This is a genomic window from Bradyrhizobium sp. NBAIM01 (assembly GCF_020194115.1).
Taxonomy (GTDB): Bacteria; Pseudomonadota; Alphaproteobacteria; order Rhizobiales; family Xanthobacteraceae; genus Bradyrhizobium; species Bradyrhizobium yuanmingense.
Genome location: NZ_JADYVU010000006.1, coordinates 383,660 through 400,686, shown reverse-complemented (window position 1 = coordinate 400,686; position 17,027 = coordinate 383,660). Strand labels below are relative to the sequence as shown.

11 protein-coding genes and 1 pseudogene are annotated in these 17,027 nt (G+C 66.9%); 5 read left to right on the top strand and 7 right to left on the bottom strand.

Going from position 1 to position 17,027, the window contains the following annotated elements; all coding sequences use genetic code 11:
- Positions 1-137: pseudogene (locus tag I6F31_RS22225) on the bottom strand (invasion associated locus B family protein); the annotation flags it as partial.
- 258 nt (positions 138-395) lie between these two features.
- On the opposite strand from I6F31_RS22225, the gene I6F31_RS22220 reads away from it, so the two are divergent.
- The 3 genes from I6F31_RS22220 to I6F31_RS22210 all read left to right on the top strand — a co-directional run bounded on the left by I6F31_RS22220 (position 396) and on the right by I6F31_RS22210 (position 5,058).
- Positions 396-2,240: an extracellular solute-binding protein gene (locus I6F31_RS22220; protein WP_225186109.1), complete on the top strand. Its 1,845-nt coding sequence runs from the start codon at positions 396-398 to the stop codon at positions 2,238-2,240.
- 4 nt (positions 2,241-2,244) lie between these two features.
- Positions 2,245-3,747, top strand: a complete 1,503-nt coding sequence (locus tag I6F31_RS22215) for a class I adenylate-forming enzyme family protein (protein ID WP_225186105.1) — start codon at positions 2,245-2,247, stop codon at positions 3,745-3,747.
- A gap of 87 nt (positions 3,748-3,834) precedes the next feature.
- On the top strand, positions 3,835-5,058 hold the full coding sequence (locus I6F31_RS22210) for a GGDEF domain-containing protein (RefSeq protein WP_225186104.1): 1,224 nt from the start codon (positions 3,835-3,837) through the stop codon (positions 5,056-5,058).
- 132 nt (positions 5,059-5,190) lie between these two features.
- Here the strand turns inward: I6F31_RS22210 and mfd are convergent, their stop codons facing one another.
- A complete protein-coding gene (gene mfd / locus I6F31_RS22205; protein WP_225147072.1) occupies positions 5,191-8,709 on the bottom strand; it encodes a transcription-repair coupling factor in 3,519 nt (1,172 codons plus the stop codon).
- Positions 8,706-8,996, bottom strand: coding sequence for a succinate dehydrogenase assembly factor 2 (locus I6F31_RS22200; protein WP_036012510.1), 291 nt, complete (start codon positions 8,994-8,996; stop codon positions 8,706-8,708). The genes mfd and I6F31_RS22200 overlap by 4 nt, the downstream gene beginning before the upstream one ends.
- 253 nt (positions 8,997-9,249) lie before the next feature.
- Between I6F31_RS22200 and recG the strand changes: the two genes are divergently transcribed.
- Positions 9,250-11,358 (top strand): ATP-dependent DNA helicase RecG, encoded by a 2,109-nt coding sequence (recG, locus tag I6F31_RS22195; protein ID WP_225186103.1) that lies wholly within the window; start codon positions 9,250-9,252, stop codon positions 11,356-11,358.
- A 160-nt stretch (positions 11,359-11,518) separates the two neighbouring features.
- Here the strand turns inward: recG and I6F31_RS22190 are convergent, their stop codons facing one another.
- From I6F31_RS22190 to glmS, 3 genes are all read right to left on the bottom strand, one after another.
- The gene (locus I6F31_RS22190; RefSeq protein WP_225186102.1) at positions 11,519-12,376 is read right to left on the bottom strand and encodes an NAD(P)-dependent oxidoreductase; all 858 of its coding nucleotides are present in this window, start codon (positions 12,374-12,376) and stop codon (positions 11,519-11,521) included.
- A 103-nt stretch (positions 12,377-12,479) separates the two neighbouring features.
- Positions 12,480-13,250 carry a DUF502 domain-containing protein gene (locus I6F31_RS22185; protein ID WP_036012517.1) on the bottom strand — a complete coding sequence of 257 codons (771 nt, stop codon included), beginning with the start codon at positions 13,248-13,250 and terminating at the stop codon, positions 12,480-12,482.
- 83 nt (positions 13,251-13,333) lie between these two features.
- Complete coding sequence (gene glmS / locus I6F31_RS22180) at positions 13,334-15,160, bottom strand: glutamine--fructose-6-phosphate transaminase (isomerizing) (protein ID WP_225186101.1); 1,827 nt, start codon at positions 15,158-15,160, stop codon at positions 13,334-13,336.
- A gap of 221 nt (positions 15,161-15,381) precedes the next feature.
- Between glmS and I6F31_RS22175 the strand changes: the two genes are divergently transcribed.
- Entirely contained in the window at positions 15,382-15,600 is a 219-nt protein-coding gene (locus tag I6F31_RS22175; RefSeq protein WP_036012532.1) for a hypothetical protein, read from the top strand.
- Between the two features lie 6 nt (positions 15,601-15,606).
- Here the strand turns inward: I6F31_RS22175 and glmU are convergent, their stop codons facing one another.
- Positions 15,607-16,962: a bifunctional UDP-N-acetylglucosamine diphosphorylase/glucosamine-1-phosphate N-acetyltransferase GlmU gene (gene glmU, locus I6F31_RS22170; protein WP_225186100.1), complete on the bottom strand. Its 1,356-nt coding sequence runs from the start codon at positions 16,960-16,962 to the stop codon at positions 15,607-15,609.
- Positions 16,963-17,027: the final 65 nt, after the last annotated feature.

The window sequence follows — 17,027 nt, the reverse complement described above, 5'->3', positions numbered from 1 at the left end:
GCCCAGACCCCTGCGCCGGGGGCCGGCGCAGGGGTCTGGGCCTCGGCGGCAAACGGAACGGCCAACGCCGTCGCCGTCAACAGGGCGAAAAGTCGCCCGCGCGGCCGGACGGACGCGGCCAAGTAACGGAAATTCATTGCGGAAAACCCTTTCTGAACGGGAAGTGCCCGAACCGCTCCGAAGCGCCGAACCTGGCCGCCTTGGGCGCGGCTCTCTCCCCGTCAATTGAGGCGGATAAGTGACGGTCTCGACGCTCTTGCGCGATTGGGTGCCTTCTTAACGTGGCCGACGAAAAGATCAATGCCGACAAGCGTCTTTGGCCGGTCTGGCGCGAAAGCCCCATCAAATTCCCTGTGATAAGATTCGCCCGACGGTCCTCGAATCACCTTGTGCCGATGTTCATGTTCCAGCGCCTCTTCGAGGGCCCCGGCCTCCGCCTCTATACGCTTGCCCTTGCGCTTGCCGGGATGCTGTCGGCGGGCACCGCCGCGGCCGAGGAGGCCCACGCGATCGCCATGCACGGCAAGCCGGCGATGCCCGCCGGCTTCAGCCACATGCCCTACGCCGACCCCGATGCCCCCAAGGGCGGCCGTCTGACCTGGGGCATTCTCGGCACCTTCGACAGCCTCAATCCCTTCATCGTGAGGGGATTGGCGGTGCAGCCGGTCCGCAACTACGTGGTCGAGAGCCTGCTGGCGCGCGGGCAGGACGAGCCGTTCACGCTTTATGGCCTGCTCGCCAGGACCGTCGAAACCAATGACGAGCGAAGCTTCGTCACCTTCCGTCTCGATCCTCGCGCCCGCTTCTCCGACGGCAAGCCGGTCACGGCAGAGGACGTGCTGTTCTCCTGGCAGCTGCTGCGCGACCGCGGCCGCCCCAATCACCGGCAATACTACGGCAAGGTCGCCAAGGCCGAAGCGCCCGCCCCCCTCACCGTCCGATTCGACCTGACAGGCGCCAACGACCGCGAGCTGCCGCTGATTCTCGGCCTGATGCCGATCCTGCCGAAGCACGCCATCGACGTCGCGACCTTCGAGGAAACGACGCTGACCGCGCCGATTGGCTCGGGCCCCTATCGCGTCACCGCGGTGAAGCCCGGCGCCAGCGTGACGCTTGCGCGCAATCCCGATTATTGGGGCCGCGACCTCGCCATCAATCGCGGGCTCTACAATTTCGACGAGATCAGGCTCGACTATTTTCGCGAGGCCAACGGGCAGTTCGAGGCGTTCAAGCGCGGCCTCTACGATTTCCGCGTTGAGCACGAGCCGCTGCGCTGGCACGACGGCTACGATTTTCCAGCCGCCAAAAGCGGCGAGGTGATCCGCGACACCGTCAAGCCCGGCCTGCCGCAGCCGTCCGAATTCCTGGTGTTCAACACCCGCCGTCCTGTCTTCGCCGACATCCGCGTGCGGCAGGCTCTGACGCTGCTGCTCGATTTCGAGCTGGTGAACCGCAGCTATTTCTTCGGGCTCTATTCGCGCGTGGCCGGCTATTTCGCCGGCTCGGAGCTATCAGCCTATGGCAAGCCTGCGGATGCGCGCGAGCGTGAGCTGCTCAAACCGTTCGCCGCACGGATTCCGCCCGACATCCTGGACGGCAGCTACCGCCTGCCGGTCACTGACGGATCAGGCCGCGACCGCACCACGCTGCGCGCCGCGCTGAAGCTGCTGTCGCAGGCCGGCTACGATCTCGACGGCACCGTGCTGCGCAATCGCGCGACCAAGAGCCCCTTCACCTTCGAGATCATGGTCACGACGCGCGACCAGGAGCGCATCGCGCTCGCCTTCCAGCGCGACCTCAGACGCGCCGGCATCGAGGCCAGCGTGCGCTCGGTCGATCCCGTGCAATTCGACCAGCGCCGGCTCGCCTACGAGTTCGACATGATCCAGAACCGCTGGGACCAGTCGCTGTCGCCCGGCAACGAGCAGTACTTCTATTGGGGCAGTGCGGCGGCGGACAATCCGGGCACCCGCAACTACATGGGCGCGAGGGATCCCGCCGTCGATGCCATGATCGCCGCCCTGCTCGAGGCCCGTGAACATACGGATTTCGTTGCGGCGGTGCGCGCGCTCGACCGCGTCCTGATCGCGGGCTTCTATACAATCCCGCTGTTTAACGTATCGGAGCAATGGATCGCGCGCTGGAATCGGATAGAACGGCCTAAGACCACCTCGCTCTCGGGCTATTTGCCGGAGACCTGGTGGTCGAAGGGGCAGCCGCAAGCTCATCAAGCGAAGTGACGCCGTGAACCAGCCAGCAATATCGCCGACGCTCGACACACTGTTTCAGCGCACGCTGATGCGGCAGCCCCACGCGACCGCCCTGCTCGATCCGCTCAACAAGGCACGCATCACCGGGCACCGGCCGCGGCGGATGACCTATACCGAGGCCGATATCGCCATCGAGGCGCTGTCGGCGCATTTCGTCGAATCCGGCCTGCCGGCCAATTCCGTCATCGCGATCCAGCTGCCGAATACTGTCGAGTTCGTGCTGACCGTGCTCGCGGCCCATCGCGCCGGCCTCGTTGTCGCCGTGCTGCCGCTGCTCTGGCGCCATGCGGAACTGACCGCAGCGCTTAACCGCACCGCCGCGCGCGCCATCGTCACCATGAGCACGGTCGACGGCGTCAGCTATGCCGATCTCGCCATGCACGCCGCGGCCGAGGCGTTCTCGATCCGGCACGTCTACGGCTTCGGAAGCGACCTGCCCGAAGGCATGGCTTCGCTCGACGACGTCCTGGCACGCCCGCCCGGCACCACGCGCGCCGTGATCCAGGACGGCCGCAAGGCGGCCATGATCTCCTTCGACGTCACGGCGGAGGGCTTCCGTCCGGTGCCGCGGCCGCATTTCAGCCTGATCGCGGGCGGCCTTGCGATGTCGCTCGAAGCCGACATCAAGCAGGGCGCGACCGTGATGGCGGCGTTCACGCCGATGTCGTTCGCAGGGCTCGCCTCCTCGCTCGCGGTGTGGCTGCTCTCGGGCGGCACGATGGCACTGCATCATCCGTTCGAGAACGATGTGCTGGAGCAGCAGATCAACGAGCACGAATGCGAGGTGCTGATCGCGCCGGCGCAGCTCGCGCTGCGGCTCGGCGATGCCGACCTCGCGGCGCGGATGCCCACTTTGCGCAACGTCATCGGCCTGTGGCGCGCGCCCGAGCAGGTCGCGGCGAGCGATGCCTGGATTGCGCCGCATGCGCCGCTGACCGACGTCTACCTGTTCGGCGAGGCCGGATTGTTCGGCGCCCGCCGCGGCGAGGACGGCATGCCGGTGCCGGTGATGCCGGGGCCGCACGGCGCTCCGCGCGAGCAGTCCGGCTCCTCCATGGCCGGCGAGATCCTGCTGACGCCGAAGGGCACGCTTGGCCTGCGCGGCGCGATGGTGCCGATCGCGGCCTACGCCCCGCCGCAGCCGGTCGGCGAGACGCTGACGGCGCAGCCGCCGCGCGACTATGTCGACACCGGCTATGCCGCGCGGCTCGATCGCCCGAGCGGCGCGATCTGCATCACAGCGCCGCCCTCCGGCATCATGGCGGTCGGCGGCTATCGCTTCCTCTCAAACGACCTGCAGGAATGGGCGCGCCGGCTCGGCCAGGGCGCGCTGCTCACGGCGCTGCCCGACCGCCTCTCCGGCCACCGGCTCGCCGGGCGCGCCCAGGACAATGCCCGCGCCCGCGAGGCGCTCAGCGAGCTCGGGCTTAACCCCCTGATGGTCGAGGCTTTTCGCGACCGCTCCGGGCCGGTCTAGGCGCGGTTTCAGCGCCTGCGTTGACGCAGCATTAAGGCGGCCAAACTAGATTGCGGCGGCAAATTGTTGCGCGATCAGAGTTTTTACATGTCCCAGGCGGGCCCGATCCTGTTTGTGTCCGATGCCGAACGCCCCGCCTTCGTGGCGGCGCTGGACGAGGCCCGGCTCTTTCCCGTCGTCGACACCGACTGGACCAGCGCGCCGCGCGCGGTCGAAGAGGTGCAGCCGGCCGCGGTTCTCGCTGCGGTCCATGCCGGACACGAGCCGCATGTGACGCGGCTCGCAGAGACGATCACCGCTCAATCGCCTTACCTGCCCTTCGTGGCCCTGGATGCGGCGGGCACGCTGCCGCACAACGCCCTGCCCTTCTCCTCGCGCGGCGGCAATCCCGACCGGCTGATCGCGCGGCTCCGGGCGGCGCTGCGCGTGCGGACATTGCACGCAACGGTTCTGCGCCGGCTGCCCGAAGTGAAAATCGCGCTGCCGCAGGGCGATCCCGCACGCGATGCCACCGTGCTCCTGATCGGCCGCGGCGCGGCTTACCCTGCGCTCTCCGTCGCGTTCGGCGAATGCGTCGGCGTGGTCGGTGCGCTTTCGATCGAGGCTGCCGCGAAACATCTCAACACCCGCGATCTCGACGGCGTCGTGCTCGCCGAAGGTTTTACCGCGCGCGTGACCGACGCGTTTCTGACCGTGCTCGCCGAGGACACTCGCTTCCGCAGCCTGCCCGTGGTCGTCACCGCCCACCAGCTCACCCAGAGCTACGACCTGCCCAATCTCGAGCTGATCACCGGCGAGCCGCCGAGGATCGCGGCCAACGCGCTGCCCTTGATCCGCCAGCACGCCATGGAAGCGCAGCTGAGCCGCACGCTACGCTCGATCGATGCCGGCGGCTGGCTCGATCCGCGCAGCGGCCTGCTCACGGTGGAAGCCTTCGCCCGCGATTTCGCCAAGGCGGTCGAGCAGACGCTCGCCCGCGGCGGCGGCCTCTCGGTCGCGCGCTTCGCCTTCGATCCCAACAATCCCCGCGCCCAGCTCGACGCCGCCCGCATCCTCAGCCGCCTGATGCGGCAGATGGATTTTGGCGCCGCGCAGAAGGACGGCTCGGTCATCGTCGTGTTCGCCGAGACCGACTTCCGCACCGCGCATATGATCGCGCGCCGCCTGTCGGCGGTGATGCGGCACACCTCCAACGGCAAGCACGAGATGCGCAGCGATCCCGTGGTCAGCGTGGACTCGCTGTCGCCGTCGGATACGGCAAGGTCCTTGCTGGCGCGACTGTCGGCGGACGCGTCAAGGGCGGCGTCTTAGCTTTCTCGCGGGCTGTCGCAATAACCACCGTCATTGCGAGCGCAGCGAAGCAATCCAGAATCCCTCCGCGGAAAGACTCTGGATTGCTTCGTCGCAAGGGCTCCTCGCAATGACGCGGTGAGGCCGGTGCCTCTACGCCGCCTTCTTGCTCTCGGCGAGCTGCGCCAGCTGCCGCATGATCTCCGTCGTGCCCGCGAGCCGCTCCTCCGGCGTTTCCCAGTCCTGCAGGAACACCACCTTCATGTCGGGGCGCACCTTGGCGGCCTGGCCGTAGCTGCGGATGAAGCTCACGAGGCGCTCGGGATGGGCGAAGGAATTGTCGCGGAAGACGATGACGGCACCCTTCGGACCGGCGTCGATCTTCTCGACATTGGCCCGCCGGCAGAACGCCTTGATCGCGGCGACCTTGAACAGATAGCGCACCTCGTCCGGCAGCACGCCGAAGCGGTCGCGCATCTCGGCGCCGAAATTCTCGATCTCCTCCTCGGTGTCGAGATCGGCAAGGCGCCGGTACAGCGACAGCCGCACCGAGAGGTCGCTGACATAGTCCTCCGGAATCAGCACGGGCATGCCGATGGTGATCTGCGGCGACCAGCGGTCGGCGGCGGGCTCGGAGACGCCGGCCTTGAGATTGACGATCGCCTCCTCCAGCATCGACTGATAGAGCTCGAAGCCGACCTCCTTGATGTGGCCGGACTGCTCCTCGCCGAGCAAATTGCCGGCGCCGCGGATGTCGAGGTCGTGGGAGGCGAGCTGGAAGCCGGCGCCCAGCGTCTCCAGCGACTGCAGCACGGTGAGCCGGCGCTCGGCCTGCGCGGTGATCTTCTGCTGCGCCGGCAGCGTGAACAGCGCATAGGCCCGCAGCTTGGAGCGGCCGACGCGGCCGCGCAGCTGGTAGAGCTGGGCAAGGCCGAACATGTCGGCGCGATGCACGATCAAAGTGTTGGCGTTGGGGATGTCGAGGCCGGACTCGACGATCGTGGTCGACAACAGAATGTCGAACTTGCCGTCGTAGAACGCAGTCATGATGTCCTCGATCGCCGCGGGCGGCATCTGCCCGTGCGCGACCGCGACCTTCATCTCCGGCACGTTCTTGTCGAGGAAGTCCTTGACCTCGGCGAGATCGTCGATGCGCGGCACCACGTAGAACGCCTGGCCGCCACGATAGCGCTCGCGCAGGAGCGCTTCGCGGATCATCAGGGGATCGTGCGGGGCGACGAAGGTTCGCACCGCGAGACGGTCGACCGGGGGCGATGCGATGATCGAGAGCTCGCGCACGCCGGTCAGTGCCAATTGCAGCGTGCGCGGGATCGGGGTAGCCGACAGCGTCAGCACGTGCACCTCGGCGCGCAGCGCCTTCAGCCGCTCCTTGTGGCTGACGCCGAAATGCTGCTCCTCGTCGACGATGAGCAGGCCAAGGTCGCGGAATTTGATCGCCTTGCCGAGCAACGCGTGGGTGCCGACGACGATGTCGACCGAGCCGTCGGCGATACCCTTCTTGACCTCGTTGAGCTGCTTGGTCGGGATCAGGCGCGAGGCCTGCGCGACATTGACCGGGAAGCCTTTGAAGCGCTCGCTGAAGGTCCGGTAATGCTGGCGCGCCAGCAGCGTGGTCGGCACCACGACCGCCACCTGCTTGCCGTCGAGCGCCACGGCGAAGGCGGCGCGCAGCGCCACCTCGGTCTTGCCGAAGCCGACGTCGCCGCAGATCAGGCGATCCATCGGGCGGCCCTTTTCGAGATCCTTCAGCGTGGACTCGATCGCGCCCAGCTGGTCCTCGGTCTCGTCATAGGGGAAGCGTGCGCAGAACTCGTCGTAGACGCCCTGCTGCACCGGCAGCTTCGGCGCTTCGTGCAGCATGCGTTCGGCCGCGATCTTGATCAGCTCGCCCGCGATCTCGCGGATGCGGTTCTTCAGTTTTGCTTTTCGGGTCTGCCAGCCCGAGCCACCGAGGCGGTCGAGCTCGACCGTGGTTTGATCAGAGCCGTAGCGCGATAAGAGCTCGATGTTCTCGACCGGCAGGAACAGCTTGGTCTCGGCGGCATAATGCAGCTCGAGGCAGTCATGCGGCGCGCCGGCGACGTCCAGCGTCTGCAGGCCGATGAACCGGCCGATGCCGTGATCGACGTGGACGACGATGTCGCCGGCGGTGAGGCTCGTCACCTCCGAGATGAAATTGTCGAGCTTGCGACTGGCCTTGCGCGGCCGCACCAGGCGGTCGCCGAGGATATCCTGCTCGCTGATGACGGCGATCTCGTCGGTCTCGAAGCCGCTTTCGAGGCCGAGCACGGCGAGCATGGTCTCGTTGCGCGGCGTCGCCTGCACCGTCCGCCATGAGTTGACGCTGGTAGCGTGGGCGAGCTTGTGGTCGCGCAGCATCGACGTCATGCGGTCGCGCGAGCCCTCCGTCCACAGCGCGATCACGACCTTCTTGCGCTGCGCCTGCAACGCCATGACGTGGCTGACGACCGACTCGAACACGTTGACATTGCTGTCGTTGCGCTCCGGCGCGAAGTCGCGGCCCTTGCGCGCACCCGCATCGACTATGCCAATGCCGTCGGTCGGCACCGAGAACGGCGTCAGCCGCGCCAGCGGGATCGCGCCGAGGCGCTTGCTCCATTCCTCCTCGGTCAGATACAGCCGGTCGGGCGGCAGCGGCTTGTAGATCGCGCCGCCGCCGGGATGCTCCATCGCCTCGCGCCGGGCCTCGTAATAGTCGAGGATCTGCTTGAAGCGCTCGCGCACGGCGTCCTCGGCCTGCGGCTCGATCGCGATTGCCGCGCCTTGCAGATAATCGAACAGCGTGTCCATCCGGTCCTGGAACAGCGGCAGCCAGTGCTCCATGCCGGGATGGCGGCGGCCTTCGCTGACCGCCTCGTACAGCGCATCGTCGCGCTCGGGCGCGCCGAACTCGGCGACATAGCCCATGCGGAAACGGCGGATGGTGTCGGTGACGAGCTGAAACTCGGAGACCGGCACGAGGTCGAGCGAGCGCATGTCGAGCAGCGTGCGCTGGGTCTCCGCGTCGAAGGAGCGGATGGATTCCAGGCTGTCCCCAAAGAAGTCGAACCGCACCGGCTGCTCGAGGCCGGCCGGAAACAGATCCAAAATGCCGCCGCGCACGGCATATTCGCCGGGCTCGCGCACGGTGGAGGAACGGTTGTAGCCGTTGTGCTCGAGCCAGGCGACAACGGTGTCCATCGGCACGACGTTGCCCGGCGCGACCGACAGCGCCTGCGCCGCGACCAGCTCGCGCGCGGGCACGCGCTGCACCACCGCGTTCACCGTGGTCAGCACGATCAGCGGCTTGTCGCTGCCGGTGAGCGAGGCCAGCCGCGCCAGAGTGGTCAGGCGCTGGGCGAGAACGCCGCCATGCGGCGAGACGCGGTCATAGGGTTGGCAGTCCCAGGCCGGGAAGGTCAGCACCGGCAGATCGGGCGCGAAGAACCTAAGTGCGCGTTCGAGCGACTGCATGCGCCCGCCGTCGCGGCAGACGACCGCAAGGCTGACCGCCGGCTTTTTCGGCCGCGCCGCGATGGCGCGCGCGAGATCGGAGACGACGAGGCCTTCGGCACCTTCCGCGACATTGGCGAGCGTCAGCGCGCGGCCGGGCGCGAGCAGCTCGGCCGGAGATTTCATTCCCTGCTTCATGCGTTGCCGTCCGCGATCGGAAACGCCTTGATGCGGGCAAACAGCGCGCCGGCGACGTCGGCCGGCAGCACCTTGTCGCCGGTGATGGCGGCATAGAGATCGGGATCGTTGACCTCGAGCAAGGTCTCGAGCTGGCTCAGCTCGTCATCGGACAGATTGCCGATCTCGGCATCCGCGAAGCGGCCGAGGATCAGGTCCATCTCGCGCGTGCCGCGGTGCCAGCAGCGGAACAGAAGCCGCTTGCGGCGGTCATCCAGCCCGCTGCTCGATCGTGTCGTTCCCGTCATGTCTCAAATCCAGTCAAACGCAGAAAGCCCGGACGTGCCGGGCGGGGGTGATATAGCCACTCGGACCCCCGGTGTCAGCCCTTTGTTGCGGGAGGTCGTCCCTCCAATCCGTCATGGCCGGGCATAGCCGTCTGAAGGACGGCGTCGCTTCCGCTCGCCTATGTCCCGGCCATCCACGTCGCGCGGAAAAAAAGCCGTGGATGCCCGGCATAAAGCCGGGCATGACGGCGAGGAACGATCTTAGATTCCCCGAATGCGCCCCAGCCTGCTCAATCCGCTGTTTGCTCCCGTGACCAGCCTGTCCGGCGTCGGTCCGAAGCAGGACAAGCTGTTGCAGTACCTGCTCAGCCGCAGCGAGACGCCGCGGCTGGTCGATCTGCTCTTGCATCTGCCGAGCCAGGTGATCGACCGCCGGGCCCGGCCGAAGATCCGCGACGCGGCCGTTGGAACCATGGTGACGCTGGAGGTCACCGTCGATCGTCACCGCCCGCCGCCGCCGCGCAATTCGCGCGCGCCGTATCTGGTCTACGCCAGCGACGATACCGGCGACGTGGTGCTGACCTTCTTCCGCGCCAAGCCGGGCTTTGTCGAGAAGCTCTTGCCGGTCGGCGAGAAGCGCTTCGTCTCCGGCACGCTGCAAATGTACGACGGCATCCCGCAGATCGTGCATCCCGATCGCGTGCTCGACGAGGAGGCGATCTCGAAGCTGTCAGGGATCGACCCGGTCTATCCGCTGACGGAAGGGCTCGCGCTCGGCTCGCTCCGCCGCGCGATCGCGCAGGCGCTGCAAAAGCTTCCCGCGCTGCCGGAATGGATCAGCCCGGAGGTGCTGCGCCGATGTGACTTCCCGCCGATCGCGGAGGCGCTCAATCGCGTGCACCAGCCGGTCGAGCTGACCGACATCTTGCCCGACCGGCCGTTCTGGTCGCGCCTCGCCTTCGACGAGCTCTTGGCCGGCCAGCTCGCGCTCGCCCTGATCCGCGCGCAGCTGCGCCGTCCTGCGGGCGTGCGCAATGCCGGCGACGGGCATCTGCGCAACAAGATCATCGGTGCCCTTCCTTACGCGCTCACACCGTCACAGCGCAACGCTGCGGCGGCGATTGCCGAAGACCTCAAGCAGCCGCTGCGCATGCTGCGCCTGCTGCAAGGTGACGTCGGCTCCGGCAAGACCGTGGTGGCGCTGCTCGCGGCCGCCGCGGTCGCCGAGGTCGGCAAGCAGGCCGCGTTGATGGCCCCGACCGAGATCCTGGCGCGCCAGCACATCAAGACCATCGCTCCGCTCGCCGAGCGCGCGGGATTGCGGGTCGCGATCCTCACCGGCCGCGAGAAGGGCAAGGAGCGGCGCGAGATCATCACTGAGCTCGCCGAGGGCGGGATCGACCTGCTCGTCGGCACCCATGCGCTGATCCAGGACGATGTCGTCTTCAGGGATCTCGCGCTCGCCATCGTCGACGAGCAGCACCGTTTCGGCGTGCGCGAGCGCCTCGCGCTGACGTCCAAGGGCGAGGCTGTCGACGTGCTGGTGCTGAGCGCAACGCCGATCCCGCGCACGCTGGTGCTGACCTATTTCGGCGATATGGACATCTCCGAGCTGCGCGAAAAGCCGGCCGGCCGCCAGCCCATCGATACCCGCGCCGTGCCGATGAGCCGCATCGGCGAGGTCATGGAAGGCGTCGGCCGTGCGCTCGAAGCCGGCAAGCTGGTCTACTGGATCTGCCCGCTGGTCGAGGAGTCCGAGGCTGAGGGCACCGAGCATCTCACCAACGCCACCAAGCGTTTCGAGACCCTGCAAAAGCGCTTCGGCGATCGCGTCGGCCTCGTCCACGGCCAGATGAAGGGCACCGAGAAGGACCGCGTCATGGCCCAGTTCGCCGCGCACGACATCGGCCTGCTGGTCGCGACCACCGTGGTCGAGGTCGGCGTCGACGTTCCGGCCGCCACCATCATGGTGATCGAGAACGCCGAGCGTTTCGGTCTTGCCCAGCTCCACCAGCTCCGCGGCCGCATCGGGCGCGGCTCCGAAGCATCGACCTGCATCCTGCTCTATGGCGAGCCGCTCGGCGAGATGTCGAAGGCGCGGCTGAAAGTGATCCGCGAGACCACCGACGGCTTCCGCATCGCCGAGGAAGACCTGAAGCTGCGCGGCGAAGGCGACGTGCTGGGAGTGCGCCAGAGCGGCCTGCCCGGCTACCGCATCGCGCGCCCGGAGGTGCACGGCCAGCTGATCGCCCAGGCCAGAGACGAAGCGCTGCGGATCCTGAAGGACGATCCGAAATTAAAGGGCGAACGCGGCGAAGCGCTGCGGTGCCTGCTGTATCTCTATGAGCGCGACGAGGCGATTCCGCTGATCGGAGCGGGCTAACTTTGAGGCAGTGCCGCAAGGTTCGTGACAGACGCAAAGGCACCGGAACCTCCACGTCATTGCGAGCGGAGCGAAGCAATCCAGAATCTTGCCGCGGAGGCAGTCTGGATTGCTTCGCTGCGCTCGCAATGACGTGTTGAGAGAGCGAGAATGCGCGCGATCAGGCCTTCTTCCGCGCGATGCTCGCCGCAAATGCCTTCATCAACGCGGCATCCACAGCCTCCCCCTTCGCATCCTCCGCCAGATGCTCGAACCACCGCGCAAAGCCCTCGTAGATCTGGCTGGCCGGATGATCGGGCCCGAGGAATCCTGAAATCTCCCGCATCTCGGCGACCCAGCGATAGGCCTTCGGGATCATGTCGGGCAGCGCGACTTCGAGCCGCGCCAAGATGGCGGGCTGGCTCAGCGCGAGCTCGTCGCGCAGTGCATCGGCCGCGCCCGCCTTGGTGGCTGCGATCACCATCGCCGATCCGATGCCGGCGAGGCCCTTGACGATACCGGCATAGGACATTTTCAACGCGGACGCCGCGCCGACCGGGCCTTCGACGATCCGCACGTCGAGGCCGAGATCCCCAAGCACGGCAACGTCCTTGGCATGCTCGCCCGACATGTAGAAGGCCGGGCTCTTGCCACCTGGCTGCGGCGGAAAGCCGATGATGCCGGCATCGACGAACGGCGCCTGCGCCGACCCGATGATCTCCTCAATTCTTTGCACGGTATCGACATTGACGGCGTTGCAATCGACCACGACCGGCTTCTTCTCGCGCCTGACGATCAGCGCGGCCAGCCGTTCGGCCAGCGCGACGGCTTCGCCCGGCGGCACGATCGAGAGGATGATGTCGGCGTCCGCGATCGCATCGTCCTCGGCGCCGACCATGCCGGCGTCCGCGGCGCGTTTGCGCGTCGCCTCGCTCCGCCCCTTGAGCGACGTCAGCACGCGCGCACCGTTCTCGCTGAGGCGGCGGGCCACGGCGCTGCCCATGGCGCCGGGGGCGAGGATCGCAATGGTTTTGGACATCGTGCACTCCAGGTCGAATTCCGAGCGGCAGGTTCGGTCGACCTGAGACTAACAGAGGACGAATGCGCCCGCGTGAACGCGACCATCCCGCGGCGGAATGGCCCTACTCCGCCTTCGCAGGCTCGGGCCGGAGCGTGGAGGCATTGGCAATCCGCGCAGCATTCGCCATGCCCGCAAGCGCGGCCGCCTTCTTCGGATCGGGCGACGAGCCCGGCTGCACCACGCCGGCCGACATGATCAGCGTCGCGGCGTCCTCGGCGGTGAGATCGACCTCGATGATCTTGCTTTTGGGGACATAGAAGAAGAAGCCCGTGGTCGGGTTCGGCGAGCACGGCAGGAACACCGACACGTGCTCCTCCTGCCCCGGCAGGCTGCGCGAGATGTCCTCGTTCGGCGACTGCGAGATCAGCACGATCGACCACATGCCCGGCGAAGGAAACTCGACCAGGCCCACTTTCCGGAAGCTCGAGCCCTTGCCCGAGAACAGCGTCTCGAACACCTGCTTCAGGCCGCGATAGATCGCGCGCACCGCCGGGATCCGGCCGAGAAAGGTCTCGCCGACATCGACCAGCGTGCGGCCGATCAGATTGGCCGCGAGGAAGCCGACCAGCGTCAGCGTGAAGAATGCGACAATCAGTCCCCAGCCGGGAATGACGTAGGGAAGATAGGTTTCCGGCCGGTAGGCCAGCGGCACGAACGGCCGCACCACGCCGTCGACCCAGGTAACGAACCACCAGACCAGATAGAGGGTGATCGCGATCGGCCCCGTCACCACGAGGCCGGTCAGGAAATAATTGCGGAAACGGCCCATCAGGCCGGTATGCGGTTCCGGAACGGGATCAAGAGGCGCAGGCGCGTCGTCGCGGGGGGTCATTCGGGTTCCAGGTCGGTCGCTACCACAAGCTAGGGTCTTCTAGCAGGTTTTGGAAGAGAGCGGCCGATCGATATCCAGATTGCCTATTCCACGGTCACCGATTTTGCGAGGTTGCGCGGCTGGTCGACGTCGGTCCCCATCACGACGGCCGTGTGATACGCGAGCAGCTGCACCGGGACGGCATAGACCATCGGCGTGAAGGCTGCTGCCATATCGGGCATGACGATGGTGACGAGGGACTCGACCGTCGCCTCCGCCGCGCCCTTGGCATCGGTCATCAGGATGATGTTGCCGCCGCGCGCGGCGACCTCCTGCATGTTGGAGACGGTCTTCTCGAACACGCGGTCGTGGGGTGCGATGACGACGACCGGCATGGTCTCGTCGATCAGCGCGATGGGGCCGTGCTTGAGCTCGCCGGCGGCATAGCCCTCGGCGTGGATGTAGGAGATCTCCTTCAGCTTGAGCGCGCCTTCGAGCGCCAGCGGGAAGCTGGTGCCGCGGCCGAGATAGAGCACGTCGCGCGACTTGGCGATCCGGTGCGCCAGCTTCTCGATCTGGAGCTCGCTCGTGAGCGCATCGGCCATCAGGCGCGGAACCTCGACGAGCCCGTGGACCAGCTTGGTCTCGTCCTCGTCCGACAATTCGCCGCGCGCCTTGCCGGCCGCGATCGCAAGGTTTGCCAGCACCATGAGCTGGCAGGTGAACGCCTTGGTCGAGGCGACGCCAATCTCGGGTCCCGCCAGCGTCTGCAGCACCGTCTCGCTCTCGCGCGCGATCGTCGAGGTCGGCACGTTGACGACCGCGATCGTGTGCACGCCCTCGGCCTTGGCATAGCGCAGCGCCGCCAGCGTGTCGGCGGTCTCGCCCGACTGCGAGATGAAGATGGCGAGGTCGCCCTTGCGCAAGGGGGCCTCGCGGTAGCGGAATTCGGAGGCGACGTCGACCTCGACCGGCAGGCGCGCAAAGCGCTCGAACCAGTATTTGGCGACGAACCCGGCATAGCTCGCTGTGCCGCAAGCGGTGATGTTGATGCGCTGGATGTTCTTGAAATCGAACGGCAGCTTGACCGGTAGCGCGACGCGCTCGGTCGCCATATCGACGTAGCGCGCCAGCGTGTGGCCGACCACCTCCGGCTGCTCGTGGATCTCCTTGGCCATGAAGTGACGGTAATTGGCCTTGTCGACCAGCGAGGTCGAGGCGGCGTGCCTGATCTTGTCGCGCTGGACGGCATGGCCGTCCTTGTCGAAGATCGCGGCGCTCTTGCGGGTCAGCACCACCCAGTCGCCGTCCTCGAGATAGCTGATCGTGTCGGTGAACGGGCCGAGCGCGATGGCGTCCGAGCCGAGATACATCTCGCCGTCGCCGTAGCCGATCGCCAGCGGCGGGCCGTTGCGGGCGCCGATCATGAGGTCGTTGTCGCCGGCGAAGATGAAGCCGAGCGCGAAGGCGCCGCGCAGGCGCGCCAGCGTCAGCTTCACCGCTTCCACGGGCTTATTGCCGCGCGTGAGCAAATCGTCGACGAGATGCAGCACGATCTCGGTGTCGGTCTCGGTGTGGAACACCGTGCCCTTCTTTTCGAGCTCCTCGCGCAGCTCGCGGAAATTCTCGATGATGCCGTTGTGGACCACGGCGACGCGCTCGGTCGCGTGCGGGTGGGCGTTGTTGACGGTCGGCTTGCCGTGGGTGGCCCAGCGCGTGTGACCGATGCCGGTGGTACCCTTGAGCGGCTCGGCCTCCAGCCGCTTCTCCAGATTCTTCAGCTTGCCCTCGGCGCGGCGGCGCTCCAGGTGCTTGCCTTCGAGCGTGGCCACGCCCGCGGAATCGTAGCCGCGATATTCGAGGCGTTTGAGCGAATCCACCAACTGCTCTGCAACCGGCTCGCGCCCGAGAATGCCGACAATCCCGCACATGCGGATCACTATCCCCCAAATCGTCGAAAAATCGCCTAAACGACACGCCCGGTTTTTAGCGAAAATCGCAGGGAACCAGATACTCAATAATTATTGCTGATTGAGACAGCACGGGCCCGCGACCGCTGCGTCGTCTGCGTCGAATTGGCCGGCCTTAAACCGCGCTAGTTAACTCATTGTCAATACATTTGGCCAACGATTCCGGTCAGGAGAACCAGGCCATGAAAGGCTCATCCGACCGCAAGGGTCTGTCGTCGATGTATCTGCGCGCCAGCGAGACCACGGGCACGCACCTTGCGCATTGGCCGCCGCCGCTGCGCGGCAAAGAGAACAAGCCCCTCTTCATCAAGCATCCCGAAGGCGAGCCGGTGAAGCGCGCCAAGCCGCGCGGCTGGCGCCTGACCCGCGCGATCTTCTCCGAATTCGCCGACGAAGAATAGCGCCGCTCACGTCTCCGGCTTCTTGCCGCCGGTCTTCATCTCGCGATAGCGCGCCGCGCCGCCTTCCCGGATGGTCTGCGGGCTCCGCTCCAGCGCCATCGCGTCGTCGGGGACGTCCTTCGTGATCACCGAGCCCGAGCCGATATAGGCACCATTGCCGATCGTTACCGGGGCGACCAGCGAGGAGTTGGTGCCGACGAAGGCGCCCTTTCCGATCACCGTCTTGTGCTTCTTGAAGCCATCGTAGTTGCAGGTGATGGTGCCGGCGCCGATGTTGGAATTGGCGCCGACGGTGGCGTCGCCGATATAGGAGAGATGGTTGACCTTGACGCCGGCCTCCAGCGTCGCCGCCTTGGTCTCCACGAAATTGCCGATGCGCGCGCCGTCGCCGAGCGAGGTGCCGGGACGCAGCCGCGCATAGGGTCCGATCGAGACCTTCCTGCCGAGCGTCGTCTCGACGATATGCGAGAACGAGTGGATCACCGCGCCGTCCGCGATCGACACGCCGGGGCCGATCACCACGAACGGCTCGATCGTCACGTCCTTGCCGAACACGGTGTCAGTGGACAGATACACCGTCTCCGGCGCGATCAGCGTGACGCCGGCCTCCATCGCCGCCTTGCGCAAACGCGCCTGCATTACGGCTTCGGCCTCGGCGAGCTGCGCCTTGGTGTTGATGCCGCGCACCTCGTCCTCGCTGGTTTCGATCACCACCGACTCCCATCCCTGCCTGCGGACGATTTCGACCGCATCCGTCAGATAATATTCGCCCTTGGAATTGGCATCGCCGATCTGCCCGAGAATGTCGAGCGCACGGCGGCCGTCGATCGCCATCACGCCGGCGTTGCACAAATCGATCTTGCGCTCGTCCGCGCTGGCGTCGGCCTGCTCGCGGATCGCAACCAGGCTGTCGCCCTCGACGATGAAGCGGCCGTAGCCGGTCGGGTCGGCGGCGCGAAAGCCGAGCGCGGCAATGGCTGCGCCGCGGGCGAGCGGCGCGCGCAGCCGCGCAAAGGTCTCGGCCGAGATCAGCGGCGTGTCGCCGAACGCGATGAGGAGATCGTCGGCGCCGCTCGCGATCGCCTCGCGCGCCGCCAGTACCGCATGCGCGGTGCCGAGCCGCTCGGCCTGCACGAAGGTCAGCGCGTCGGGACGGATGCGCTTGGCTTCGTCGGCGACCGCCTGATGATCGGGGCCGATCACCACCGCGAGCGAGGTGCCGGTTCCCTTGGGTGCGGCGGCGAGCACGTGCGCGAGCAGACTCCGGTGCGCGACCGGATGCAGCACCTTCGGCAGGCTCGATCGCATGCGCGTGCCTTCGCCGGCGGCGAGCACGATCGTGAGGCTGGAACGGGCGGTCATCGAAATCCTGATAGCTATGGCCGAATCAAATTGGCGCGGACGGGCGGCAACGCCCTCGGAAGCTA